Origin of the sequence: Ruficoccus amylovorans, assembly GCF_014230085.1 — a bacterium.
Classification (GTDB): Bacteria; Verrucomicrobiota; Verrucomicrobiia; order Opitutales; family Cerasicoccaceae; genus Ruficoccus; species Ruficoccus amylovorans.
Window position 1 is genome coordinate 282527 of sequence record NZ_JACHVB010000020.1, and the last position, 12203, is coordinate 294729.

The 12203-nt window shown below is 59.3% G+C and carries 14 protein-coding genes; 5 read left to right on the forward strand and 9 right to left on the reverse strand.

The genetic code is table 11. The features are described from left to right. Positions 1 to 16: 16 nt before the first annotated feature. On the reverse strand, positions 17 to 1549 hold the full coding sequence (locus tag H5P28_RS07655) for a butyryl-CoA:acetate CoA transferase (RefSeq protein WP_185675118.1): 1533 nt from the start codon (positions 1547 to 1549) through the stop codon (positions 17 to 19). 288 nt (positions 1550 to 1837) lie between these two features. On the opposite strand from H5P28_RS07655, the gene H5P28_RS07660 reads away from it, so the two are divergent. From H5P28_RS07660 to H5P28_RS07670, 3 genes are all read left to right on the forward strand, one after another. Beyond that, positions 1838 to 2884: a hypothetical protein gene (locus tag H5P28_RS07660; protein ID WP_185675119.1), complete on the forward strand. Its 1047-nt coding sequence runs from the start codon at positions 1838 to 1840 to the stop codon at positions 2882 to 2884. A 66-nt stretch (positions 2885 to 2950) separates the two neighbouring features. Next, a complete protein-coding gene (locus tag H5P28_RS07665) occupies positions 2951 to 3370 on the forward strand; it encodes a polyhydroxyalkanoate synthesis regulator DNA-binding domain-containing protein (protein WP_185675120.1) in 420 nt (139 codons plus the stop codon). Positions 3371 to 3483: 113 nt separating this feature from the next. Next, on the forward strand, positions 3484 to 3909 hold the full coding sequence (locus H5P28_RS07670) for a hypothetical protein (protein ID WP_185675121.1): 426 nt from the start codon (positions 3484 to 3486) through the stop codon (positions 3907 to 3909). A gap of 231 nt (positions 3910 to 4140) precedes the next feature. Here the strand turns inward: H5P28_RS07670 and H5P28_RS07675 are convergent, their stop codons facing one another. From H5P28_RS07675 to H5P28_RS07690, 4 genes are all read right to left on the reverse strand, one after another. Beyond that, positions 4141 to 5118 carry a permease gene (locus tag H5P28_RS07675; RefSeq protein WP_185675122.1) on the reverse strand — a complete coding sequence of 326 codons (978 nt, stop codon included), beginning with the start codon at positions 5116 to 5118 and terminating at the stop codon, positions 4141 to 4143. Beyond that, positions 5109 to 5273, reverse strand: a complete 165-nt coding sequence (locus H5P28_RS07680; protein WP_185675123.1) for a hypothetical protein — start codon at positions 5271 to 5273, stop codon at positions 5109 to 5111. The genes H5P28_RS07675 and H5P28_RS07680 overlap by 10 nt, the downstream gene beginning before the upstream one ends. Before the next feature lie 49 nt (positions 5274 to 5322). After that, positions 5323 to 5700, reverse strand: a complete 378-nt coding sequence (locus H5P28_RS07685) for a metalloregulator ArsR/SmtB family transcription factor (RefSeq protein WP_185675124.1) — start codon at positions 5698 to 5700, stop codon at positions 5323 to 5325. Positions 5701 to 5781: 81 nt separating this feature from the next. Continuing rightward, entirely contained in the window at positions 5782 to 6129 is a 348-nt protein-coding gene (locus H5P28_RS07690) for an HU family DNA-binding protein (RefSeq protein ID WP_185675125.1), read from the reverse strand. A gap of 243 nt (positions 6130 to 6372) precedes the next feature. Here H5P28_RS07690 and H5P28_RS07695 point away from each other — a divergent pair, with 243 nt between their 5' ends. Continuing rightward, a complete protein-coding gene (locus tag H5P28_RS07695) occupies positions 6373 to 7953 on the forward strand; it encodes an AAA family ATPase (protein ID WP_185675126.1) in 1581 nt (526 codons plus the stop codon). Positions 7954 to 8288: 335 nt separating this feature from the next. On the opposite strand, the gene H5P28_RS07700 is transcribed toward H5P28_RS07695, so the two are convergent. The 3 genes from H5P28_RS07700 to H5P28_RS07710 are packed head-to-tail and all read right to left on the reverse strand — an operon-like array spanning position 8289 to position 11118. After that, positions 8289 to 8606, reverse strand: coding sequence for a hypothetical protein (locus H5P28_RS07700; RefSeq protein ID WP_185675127.1), 318 nt, complete (start codon positions 8604 to 8606; stop codon positions 8289 to 8291). Between the two features lie 53 nt (positions 8607 to 8659). After that, positions 8660 to 10114 carry an RNA polymerase factor sigma-54 gene (gene rpoN / locus H5P28_RS07705; RefSeq protein WP_185675128.1) on the reverse strand — a complete coding sequence of 485 codons (1455 nt, stop codon included), beginning with the start codon at positions 10112 to 10114 and terminating at the stop codon, positions 8660 to 8662. Positions 10115 to 10173: 59 nt separating this feature from the next. Next, on the reverse strand, positions 10174 to 11118 hold the full coding sequence (locus H5P28_RS07710) for a serine/threonine protein kinase (RefSeq protein WP_185675129.1): 945 nt from the start codon (positions 11116 to 11118) through the stop codon (positions 10174 to 10176). A gap of 146 nt (positions 11119 to 11264) precedes the next feature. Between H5P28_RS07710 and erpA the strand changes: the two genes are divergently transcribed. Further along, a complete protein-coding gene (gene erpA / locus H5P28_RS07715; protein ID WP_185675130.1) occupies positions 11265 to 11582 on the forward strand; it encodes an iron-sulfur cluster insertion protein ErpA in 318 nt (105 codons plus the stop codon). Between the two features lie 51 nt (positions 11583 to 11633). Here the strand turns inward: erpA and H5P28_RS07720 are convergent, their stop codons facing one another. Beyond that, positions 11634 to 12020, reverse strand: a complete 387-nt coding sequence (locus H5P28_RS07720) for a VOC family protein (protein ID WP_185675131.1) — start codon at positions 12018 to 12020, stop codon at positions 11634 to 11636. Between the last annotated feature and the right edge of the window lie 183 nt (positions 12021 to 12203).

A 12203-nucleotide genomic window follows, 5' to 3' on the forward strand; every position in this document is an offset into this window, starting at 1 on the left:
TACCTATGAAAAAGGCTTATTCAGCCGTGACTGCCTCCCAGTCCACATCGTGCATATTGCCCGTCTTGAGGAACTGCTGGTGCATGGCGTAGGCCAGGTTGAGGGTCTGCGGGGTGTAGCCGCCCTTGGCATGCTCGCAGTAGCCCTTGAGGATGGCCTTGTACGAGGGGCTGGCACACTTTTCGATGATGGCCTCGGCGCGGAGCTTGGGGCTCTTGCAGCGCAGGTTGGCGTAGCCCTGCTCGGTCACGACGGCCTGCACGGAGTGCTCCGAGTGGTCGATGTGCGAGCATTGCGGGACGATGGCGCTGATCTTGCCCCCTTTGGCCTCGGACGGGCAGGTGAAGATCGAGAGGTAGGCGCTGCGGGTAAAGTCGCCCGAGCCGCCGATCCCGTTCATCAGGCTCTTGCCGAGGATGTGGGTGCTGTTGATGTTGCCAAAAATGTCCACTTCAATCGCGGTATTGATCGAAATGATGCCAATGCGGCGGGCAACTTCCGGGTTGTTGGAAATCTCCTGCGGGCGCAGAACCATGCGCTTGCGGAACTCGTCCAGGTTGTCGTAGATGAGCTGGAGCTTGGCGTTGCTGACGCTCAGTGAGGTGCCGCTGACGAAGTTGATCTTGCCCTCCAGCATCATGTCCACGACGGAGTCCTGCACGACCTCGCTGTACATGTCGAAGGCCGGGATGTCCGGGTGCTCGCCCAACGCACTGAGCACGGCATTGGCGACGTTGCCCACGCCGGACTGGATCGGCAGGAAGGTCTTCGGGATGCGGCCCGCGTGCATTTCCCTGGCCAGAAACTCGGCCACATTCTCGCCGATCTTTTTAGTGGTCGGATCGAGGTCCTTGAAGGGGCGGGCTTCGTCCGGGATGTTCGTATGGACGATACCGACGATCTTCTTCGGGTCCACCTTTACGGCCTCGGTGCCGATGCGGTCGCTGACCGAATAGACCGGGATCTCGCGGCGATTGGGCGGGTCGAGCGGTTCGTAAATGTCATGGATGCCGCGCAGCGCGGCCGGATGGGCGCTGTTCAGCTCGATGATGATCTTGTCGGCGTAGCGGCAGTAGGTCGGAGAGACGCCGACCGAGGTGGTCAGGACGATCTCGCCCTCGGCAGTCACGTCGCAGGCCTCGACCACGGCCCAGTCGATCTTGCCGAAAAAGCCGTAGCGCACGTACTGCGGAACGACCGACAGGTGCATGTCGAAGAAGTTCGTGTCGCCCTTGTTGATGAGCGCACGCAGGTCAGAGTCGGACTGGTAGGGCGTGCGCCAGGAGATGGCGTTGGCGCGGGCCAGCTCACCGTCGAGCGAAGCCCCGGTCGAGGCTCCCGTCAAAACACCGATCTGAAAGGGGCGTCCGGCCTCGTGCTCGACCCGGGCCTTGGCGGCGAGGGCGCGGGGCACGGCCTTGGCGGCTCCGGCGGGGGTAAAGCCGCTGAAGCCGATGACCTGGTTATGGTTTACCATTTCCGCCGCTTCCTCCGCACTCAGGACGGGAAAGGGCAGGCTGGACTTGGATTTGTCGAGGGTTGCCTCCATTGTGACTTGATAATTAAAACTATTCCTGCGTTTTTACCCTATCAGTAAAAATAATGCAATAAGCATCTTTAATTTTCACCGAATTCTTTCAGCAAAACGGATCATTAGCAAAGCAAATAGGGCGCCGAGGTCCATCCCGTCCGGCTTCGCGGACGCAATAAGCAGCACGGCGCATGGGCACTATTAGCAATGCCCTGCCTTAACAGGTTATGCTCAAGCTGCCTTGACTAGCAACCGGGTTCACCCTAGCCTTTGCAAAACCGCCGCAAGCGACAGGCGACTTATAGAATGAAGGTCATTTCCAGAAAAAAACCCTCCTACCCTATCAGCCGGGACTTTCGTTCCTATCTGCGCCAGTATAATCGCGACTGCGAACTGCCCGTCGAGTATGCCGACCTGATGCAGTTCCGCGAAGGCATTCCGCTGACCGACCGTAACGGCAAGGACACGCTCTGGGAGACGGTTTTTTACGAGCCGCTGACCTTCCGCCGTATCAACGAGGCGCTCATCCGCATCTACGCCATGCTCAAGGCCGCCGGCAACACCGGCGTCATGGAACACCTGCTGATCGACCGGATCGACTTCTGCGTTTTTGGCAACTCCTGCCCCTTCCGCATCCGCATCGTCAACCAGTACAACGACAACGCCGACTACTTTTACGTCAAAAAGGCCGACGCCTCCCGCATCTACGGCCTGGAGCTGGAGGAGCTGCTCTCGCCCAATTCGATCAACTTCCTCGTCCACCATGAGACTCTGATCGAGCAGCATATCATCGGCATCCCCGGCGATACCTTTATCCGCGACTACTTCAAGCGTCCCGAGCTGAACAAGGTCCGCGTGGCCAAGGAGTTCATCCGCTTCAACGAGCGCTGCTTCGTGCGACTGCTCGGTGACATGCGGGCCTATAACTACGTCGTGCGCGTGACCCCTGACTTCGAGGACGAGCAGTACCGGGTGCGGCCCATCGACTTCGACCAGCAGAGCTACGAGGGCCGCCGCACCATCTACCTGCCGCAGTTCTTCAAGGACAACCTCGCCGTGGTCGAGCTGTGCACCGGCCTGCTCAACTACGAGACGATGGTCCAGTACCAGAACGAGGAGCGCGCGCTCATCGCCCGGCGAGCCAACACCGCCCCCTACCGGCTCAACAACCTCAAGGTCTGCATGTGCGAGGACAACCTATCCGAGGAGGAAAAGATCCACCAACTGCGCCGCGAACTGGCCGACTACCACGACAACAAGGAATTTCTGCGCTGTGAAACCATGGGCGAAGTCGTATTTACCAACATCGAATACTGTCTTTCCGTTGCCAGCGACATGGGACTTATCCCTTGACACCGAGTAATACGGAATGACAATAGTCTTACCCCCAACCGCCATTAATTTTCCATCCGTCCGCTTATGCCAGTTACCGAAATCGATACGATCCTTATCCGCCGCTACCCCAATCGCCGCTTCTACGACACCTCGCGCAGCGGCCACGTCACACTTGAGGAAATCCGCGACATGGTGGCCGAAGGCTACAGCATTCAGGTCGAGGACTCCAAGACGGGAGAAGATATCACCACCCGTATCCTGCTCCAGGTTATCATGGAGTTTGACGCCCCTAAACTCGATATCCTGCCCCGCCAACTCCTGTGCGAGATGATCCGCATCAACGACCGTCTCGCCCGCGAATGCCTGGGCCAGTACTTCGCCAGTGCCTTCAGTTCCTTCAATGAACTGCGCGAGCGTACGGCGGCTATTCAACGCCTGCCCTCCCCCAAGATCCCGCCGCGCCTGAGCGCTCCCGCCGTCGCCGACTCACGGCCCCATGAGTAAAAACAGGCAATCAGCTCGCCACTGAGACGATTGTCGCCTGCGCTCGCCGCTCCGCTTAGTGGGCGGCACTGATTGTTGCCCTGAACGCAATTTTCCCCCGCTCCTTTCCGGCCATGTCTTTCAGTGTTATTTTCATTTTTATCGGGTTCGCTGTTCTCGTCCTGATTATCCGGCTGGTCGCTGGTTCGCTCGATGATGACCGGGTCGAGCAGTATGTCCGCGACATGGGCGGCGAGTTGCTGGACAAAAGCTGGGCCCCCTTCGGCCCCGGCTGGTTCGGCGAGAAGAACGACCGCATCTATGAAATCGTCTATCGTGATCGGGCCGGACTCGTCCACCGCGCGCACGTCAAAACATCGATGTTCAGCGGCGTTTATCTGACCCGCGACCGCATCATCGAAGGCTCTCCACCCAATCCCGCACGAGCCCCCCACCCCGATCCGCTGGCTCCAAACACATCCTTGTCAATCGAGGAAGAAAAAGCCGCCCTGCGCCGCCGCCTGGCCGAACTGGAAAAGCACTCTACCAACGGAAACTGAGGCCACCACGGACTCGCTCCGTACGTTGTCCACGTAACCGAGTGTGCTGTTAGCTTAGTTTCGGGCATAAATTTGGGGATGCAACTCAGTTTGGATGCTCCTCTGGGATTACGGCTTTCAGTGAAACTGAAAGCCGTAATCCCAGACGCGATGCTGCAAGCATCGAAAGTGCAGCCTTCGGCTGCCGCGGGTGCGGGCTGCGTAAGCCCGCAAAATTAAAGCGAACATGCTCTAGAGAAAAGCCGCGAGCAGATTGAGCAGGTAGCCGGTCAGGATGATCGCCAACGTGGTGATCCCGAAAAACAGTGCGATGAGCGGTAGCTGCATCGTCCGGCGTAGCATGACCGCTTCGGGCAGGCTCAGTGCCGCCATCGCCATCATAAAAGCCAGCGCCGTCCCAAGCGGAATGCCTTTTTCAAAGAGCACAACCGCCACCGGCACGATCGCCGCACAGCTTCCGTACATCGGCACTCCTAGCAGAACCGCGATCGGGACCGAGAACACCCCCGTCGAACTGATCGCGCGCTGGATCATTTCCTGGGGCACGTAGTTGTGGATAAAGGCGCCCACGGCCACCCCGACCAGCACCCAGAGCCAGATCTGGCGGATGACTCCCCACGCCTCGCCCACGCCGTGTCGCAGGCGTGAGCCGAAGCTGTCGAAGTTCTCCGCTCCTTCGCCCGCCGCCATTCCGGCGATGTCCGGCTCGATCCAGCGTCCGATCTTCATCCGTCCGAGTACAGCTCCGGCCAGCGTGCCCATGATCAGCCCGCTGCCGACATATGCCGCCGTGATCGGCAACCCGAACTCGCCCGCCATCAGGATAACGAGGTATTCATTGATAATCGGGGAAGTGATCAGAAACGAAAACGTCACCCCAAGTGGTACGCCGGCCCTCAGCAGGCTGATAAAAATCGGGATCGACGAACAGGAACAGAACGGCGTCAGCGCCCCGAAAAGTGCCGCGATAAAGTTTCCGGTGATCCCGCCCGTCCCCATCCAGCGGCGCAGGCGCTCCTGTGGCAGCCAGGTGCGGATGACGCCGATCACGAAGATCATCACCGCCAGCAACAGGAATATCTTGGCCGTGTCGTAGAAGAAGAAATGGACCGCCCCGCCGAGCCGTGACTCGGGATCGAGCCCCAGTCCGCCGTAAACCACGAAGTCCGCCAACCGCTCAAGCGGCCGCTCCGGCAGGTTCAGCAGCATTTGCCGCCCTTGTCACCGGAGCCGCTACAGCAGCCCGACGCGGCCTTCTTGTCCGCCTTCGCTTTCAGGCCCCGGTCGAGACGTTCGATCAGGCGTTTAAAGAGGCCCGGCTTTTTCTGCGGGGCATTCGATATGTTTTTTTGGGCAGGGCTCATTGGTTGGTAAAAGACAGTTTTTCCAAAAAACCGGATATTTTCCGGCCCCTCAGGCCTCAGCCCGGATCTCGGGCACAGACTTGCAAAGGGTTTCATCCAGACGCCCGCGAGCGGTGACTTCACGGCGCTTGCGCAGGTCTGCGGCAAAGGCAAGCGATTCTCCGGCGCAGTCTTGCAGGCATTTTAAATTTTCCACCAGCAGCGGGTTTCCGCCATCGGCCAGGCGGTAAATCATCCACTGTGCGCAACGCTCGGATTCCACCATCCCAAGTTGCTTCATGTAGCGCAGTTGCTTGGATATCTTGACCTGGTCGGCCTCCAGAATCTCCATCAGGTGGCACACACACAGTGGCCCTTCCTGCAGGAGGTTGAGAATGCGTAACCGCTGCTCATCGCAGAGGCATTTGTACACCTGAATAACGCTCACGCCTTAAATATTCCACAAATGGAATATGCGCGCAAGCGAAAATTTTCTGTCGGAAGGACTATCTGTACCGCCATTAAGCGGCTAGTCGTCAGAGCTGTCGCCCGCGCCGCGCTTCTCTTCCTGCAGCTTATCCAGGTCGATGTCCTTAAGCGCCGCCTTGAGTTCTTTGCCGGCCTTGAACTTGATCACTGCCCGCGTAGGGATGACCACGTCCGTTTCCGGTCGGTTGGGGTTGCGTCCGATCCGGCTCTTGCGCACCTGCACCTCGAACACGCCAAAATTGCGCAGTTCGACGTTGCGGCCCTCGGCCAACGCGTCAGCGATGCAGTCGAGGGTCAGCTGAACCGTTTCCCGGACTTCTTTTTGCGGAAAATTGGTCTTGTCATAGATGGCAAGCACGATGTCCCGCTTGGTAAGGTTCCCGGCCATAAGATGTAGTCTTTAAGGTATTTAGCTCTGGTGCAACGATATTTATGCGATTGGAATCGGATATTCCCCCCCGCGCCCTGTCATGTCAAACCCAATTTAGTTGCCCGCAATGGCCAAAAAAGCGTTACTTTTTGACAGCCGCCCTGTCCGTAGTTTCCCTCGACTGCTCACGCCGAGCACCCGCGCCCAACCGGAACCTCCGGCGGCACTTCACCTATTTTTCAAACATAATCCCCCTTTTTCATGAGCGACAAAGACGACAAGAACCCGCTGGAAGAACTTCAAAACCAGATCCAGGACATGATCCGCAAGAATCCCGGCCTGGCCAACATGGGCATGGGCGTGCAGCAGCCCGGACCCCAGCATGTGGAACCGCCCCCGCCCGAGGAAAAGGAGAAGGACGAGGAAATCCTGCGGCGCATCCGCGAGTTCAGCCTCAAGCCGAAGGAAATCCGCGACCACCTCAACCGCTACGTGATTAAACAGGCCGAGGCGAAAAAAGTCCTCTCCGTCGCCATCTGCGACCACTATAACCACGTGCGCCAGTGTCTGGAAAACTCCAAGCTGCGTGACCGCGAGTACAGCAAGCAGAATATCCTCCTGCTCGGCCCGACCGGCGTGGGCAAGACCTACCTCATGCGCAACATAGCGCGGCTCATCGGTGTGCCCTTCATCAAGGCCGATGCCACCAAGTTCTCCGAAACCGGCTACGTCGGCTATGATGTCGAGGACCTCGTGCGCGACCTGGTCAAGGCCGCCAACAACAACGTCGAGCTGGCCCAGTACGGCATCATTTATATCGACGAGATCGACAAGATCGCCAGCGCCGGGGAGACCGGCGGCAAGGATGTCTCCGGACGCGGCGTGCAGATCAACCTGCTCAAGCTGATGGAGGACACCGAGGTCAACCTCTTCGCCCCGAACGATATCATGGGCCAGATGCAGGCCATGATGTCCATGCAGCGCGGCGGCAAAAAACAGCAGCCCCAGTCCATCAGCACGCGGCACATCCTGTTCATCGTCAGCGGGGCCTTCGACAAGCTGGCCGAATCGGTCAAAAAACGCGTCGAGGCCGCCTCTATCGGTTTCGCCGCCAACCACGACGATACCGACACCGACCCCTACGCCTATTTAAAGCAATCCTCCTCGGCCGACTTCATCAAGTACGGTTTCGAGCCGGAGTTCATCGGGCGTATCCCGGTGCGCGTCGCCTGCGAATCCCTCCAATCCGAAGACCTGGCCGAGATCCTCACCTCATCCGAGGGCTCGCTGCTCAACCAGTACCGCAGTGACTTCGCCGGGTACGATATTTCCTTCAACATCACGACCGAGGCCATTCAGGAAGTCGCCCGCCAGGCCCACGCCGAGAAGACCGGCGCACGCGGCCTCATGACCGTGCTGGAGCGGCTGTTCCGCAACTACAAGTTCGAGCTGCCCTCGACCGCCATCAAGAGCTTTGAAGTCACCACCGACACCCTGACCGAACCCGAGCACGCGCTCAAGGAGCTGATTGTGGAAAACCTCCACCTTCAGGACGAGGTCTGGAAGACCGACCTGGCACGCTTCACCGAGGCCTTCCGCAATACGCACGGCTTCACCCTCACCTTCGAAGACGAGGCCGCCGAGGTCATCATCACCGCCGCGACCGAGGCCGACAAAACCATCCGCGCCGTGTGCGAGGAAAAGTTCAAGGACTTCCAGCACGGCCTCCAGATCATCAGCCGCAACACCGAAAAGACCGAGTTCACCATCACCGCCGCCGCCGCCAAAGACCCCGACAAGGAGCTTTCCCAGTGGGTCGTCGCCAGCTTCCGCGGAGAGTGATCGCAACATCCGGTTGCGCCCTGCCGCCGCAACGGATACCGAATCGAAATAGCTGTGAGGGTTATGCGAGAGGTTTTTTTTTGAAAAAAACACCCTCTCGCGCTCTCTCCAAAAAACTTTTGAGGCGGAACTTCGTTCCTTCGCAAGAACGGTAAGCGTCAAACCCGGCGGGAAGTGCCCATAAGTTTTAGAGGTAACTCAGTTTGGATGCTCCTCTGGGATTGCTGCTTTCAGCGACGCTGAAAGCAGCAATCCCAGACGCGATGCGGCAGCATCGAAAGTGCAGGCTTCGCCTGCCGCAGGGTTTGGGGGCGCGGAGCCCCCAAGAGAGAATCTCAGCTGCGCTTGCGCCAGGGCTGGCTTCTGAGGGCTTCGATGTCGCCGTTGGCGAGCAGCTTCCAGAGCGAGAAGATGCGCGGGTTGCTCAGGCCGTCCATCTCCCATTCCGGGACGGGGCGGATGTTGTTTTCCAGGGTGACATAGCCGTCGGGGAAGACCGAGACGGTCCAGCCGGTTTCCAGGTGGGTGAGCCAGACGTCCGGGTTTGAGCCGTCGTCGTCCTCGTCGTCGCCGACGGCGAGCAGAAGCTCTTTCAGCTTCTCGTCGGAAGGGTTGATATCGGTGACTCCGCTGCGGTCGGTCGTGTGGTACATGGAGGTCGGTGGTGGGCGGTAAAAGGAAGCGCGGGAGATAGCCGCAGATGAGCTCAGTTGTAGCGGCGGCGCAGGTTGGTCGGCAGGATGCCCAGTTCCTCGCGGTACTTGGCCACGGTGCGGCGGGCGATCTTGATGTCCTTCTCGGCCAGGATGCCGACAATGCCCTGGTCGCTGAGCGGCTTGGCCGGGTCTTCGTCCTCGATGATATGGGCGATCATTTCTTTGACGCTCTTGTTGGAAACGGCTTCGCCGTCCTGCCCCTGATAGCCGGGGGTGAAGAAGTACTTGAACTCAAACACCCCATGAGGCGTGTCGATGAACTTGTTGGCAATGGCGCGGCTCACGGTCGTCTCATGGACACCGACCAGTTCGGCCACCTGGTTCATGGTCAGCGGGCGCAACTTTGAGACACCCTCCTCGAAAAAGTCATGCTGGAGCCGCAGGATTTCGCGCGTGATGCGCTCGATGGTCTGCTGCCGCTGCTCGATGGAGTTGATGAGGAACTTTCCCGAGCGGATTTTCTCCCGCAGGTACTCGCGGTCCTTGCCGTTGACGATCCCGCGGGCGATCATCTCCTTGTAGGCGTGCGAGATGCGCAAGCGCGGGATGTAGTCGTTGTTCAGGTGAATGACCCACTCGCCGTCGTCCTTCTCCACCCGCACGTCGGGCACGATGACACGGTTCGAGTCGTCCCCGAACTTGCGCCCCGGTGCCGGATCGAGCATGGCAATCTCCTCCATCGCCTCCTGCACGTCCTCGATGGGGACGGAGGCCTTGCGGGCGATCTCGGGGATGCGGCGGCGCAGCAACAGGTCGTAGTGGTCCTTGATGATGCGCGCGGGCAGCGACTTGACACGCCCCTGGAGCTTGAGCTGGGTCAGCAGGCAGTCCTGCAAGTCTTTTGCACCGATCCCGGCGGGGTCGAAAGTCTTCAGGATCTCCGCCGCGCTCTGCACGCTGGCGAGCGGCAGGTTGGCCATGAGCGCGAGGTCCGACAGACTGGCCGTGAGAAAGCCCCGGTCATCGAGACTGCCCACGAGGTAGTCCATGGCCGAGCGCTCCAACTCGTCCAGCTCGGAGAGGTCGGCCTGCCCCAGCAGGTGCTCCTGCAAGGAGGTCTCCGAGGTGAGCGAATCAAAAAAGTGCTGGCGCTTCTCGTCGTCGTCGCGGGTGTAGGAACTGGCGGCATTCTCCTGGGCGAAGTATTCGCGAAACTCCTCGTTGAGATTGCTCAGGACCGAGTAGTCGTCCTCTCCCATCTCCAACTCGCGGGGCCGGTCCTCGTCCTCGGAGCCGGAACTGTCGTTGTCGGCGGACTGCTGTTCGAGGCTGATGCCCTCCATGGGCAGCTCTTCCAGGGTGGGATTGGCCTGTAGCTCTTCGAGAATGGTATTGCGCAGCTCCAGCGCGGGAGCCTGGAGAATCTTAAGCGACTGGCGCAGCTGGGGCGCGAGCACCAGCGACTGCGTCTGCTTCTGAACCTGCTGAAACCCTTGGTTGGCCATCGATGGTAGTCGTAATCATTGGCGTGGGGTCTCGCCAGGTGAAGGTTTATTCGTGCGCCTCAGGCCCTTCCTGTGAACCAGCGTGTGCTGGCCGAGCCCCCCTTGTCGCTGTAGAGGTCTTTGAGATAGACAGCCAGCTTTTCATTGGTGGGACCATAGCCATCGCTGTAGAGGTAAACCTCCAGCGCGGTCAGTAGTTCGGAAGCGGTCTGATAGCGCTCCTCGCGAGGGCGGGCGAGGCAGCGATGCAAGATGTCGTTGAGTTTCTCGTCAATACCCTCACGCATGCGGGTGAAGTCGGGCAAGTCCAGGTACTGGATCTTGTGCCGGGTCTGCTCCGGCAGTTCACCTTCGAAAATGTTGTAGCCCAGAAGCAGCTCGGCCAGGACGATGCCGCAGGGGAAGATGTCCGCCCGCTCATCGGTGATTTCCTTCCGCGCCTGCTCGGGCGAGAGATACTCGTCCTTGCCCGCGATGACCTCGCCTTCCTCGTTGTACATGAGGTCGAGCGCCTTGGCGATGCCGAAGTCGGTCAGCTTCACGTCGCCCTCGTAGGCGAGCATGATGTTCTTCGGGCCGACGTCACGGTGGACAATGCCCAACGGCCGCCCGTACATGTCGCGCTTGTTGTGGGCGTAGGCCAGCCCGCGCGCAATACGCGAAACGATGAACACCGCCAGCTCGACCGGGATGAGCTGATTGGTCTCCATGTGGCGGTTGATGAACTCCTCGGTATTGATGCCGTTGACGTACTCCATGACCATGAAGTACTGGCCGTCCACGGTGCCGAGGTGGTAGGTCTGGACGATATTGGTGTGGATAAGGTCAGCCACGAGGCGGGCTTCGCCGATGAAGTTTGCCCGGAACTCGTCGATGGCGGAAAACTCCTCCCGAATGACCTTGATCGCAACGACCTTGCGGAAGTCGTCGATCCCGATCTGGCGTGCCTCATAGACCATGCCCATGCCGCCCTCCGCGATTTTGCGGATGAGTTCATACTCCATGTTGTCTATGAGTCGTTTATACGCTACCACAATCCCGGCAGTTTAGGGTACATTTTCGCCTGCGCAAGCGGTTTTTTACCGGGTGAGCACGAAACCTGCTTCCCGCTGGTTGACAGACGCCGGGATTAATATATACGCTTATTGTCATGATTAAACTCACCGATAGCGCGGTCGAGCGCATTCGCTCTCTCAAGTCCAAGCTCAACGACGACACGAAGCTTCTGCGCCTCTTCGTCGAGCCGGGCGGCTGCTCCGGCTTCGAGTACGGGATGTCCTTCGACGCCGAGAAAGACGGCGACACGAAGATGGAAAGCAACGGCGTGACCCTGCTCGTGGATGCCGCCAGCCTCCAATACCTCGATGGCTGCGTGGTCAACTTCGACGACGGCCTCACCGGCAAGGGATTTGACATCTTTAATCCCAACGCCACCCACACCTGCGGCTGCGGCAAAAGCTTCAGCTAACGGGTAGCACCCGCTGGCATAGAGGGGCTCCGCCCCGGGCGGGCAAGGACCTCAATGCGGCAGTATCTCAACTTCGTAGCCGTCGGGGTCGGTGATGAAGGCCATCTGCTTGCCGTCGGCGGATGTAAATTTCTGCTTCCAGTCGCCGGGCCAGACTTCGATGCCCGCGTCTTCGAGCATCTGGCAATAGGACACGATGTCGTCCACGCGAATGCAGGTGTGGACGAGGTCCTCGGGGAACTCCACCTTGTAGTCGGGCGAATAAGTCAGTTCCAGCAGGTGGTCGCTGGCCGGGATTTTCAGGTGCGCGAGTTGGTTACCGGAGGGTGACTTGTCGGTGCGCTTGAGCACTTCGAAGCCGCAGGTCTTGCAGTACCAGTCGATGGATTTTTGCAGATCGCTGACGCGGATACGGGTATGGTCAAAAGTGACAGGCATGGGAAAGGAAGTTTATGAGTTTAAGAGTTTGAGAGTTTGGATGCGGGCGAACTTAGTCGAGTCCGGGCGTCACGTCTAGCCTGAAGCCGCCCGCCAGATGTTCGCCCGAAGTTAACCGCACTCACCTCCCCCGACAAGGCACAGTTCCCAGGGTAGAAGCCTTTCTGGCTCCGTAGGGGCGAA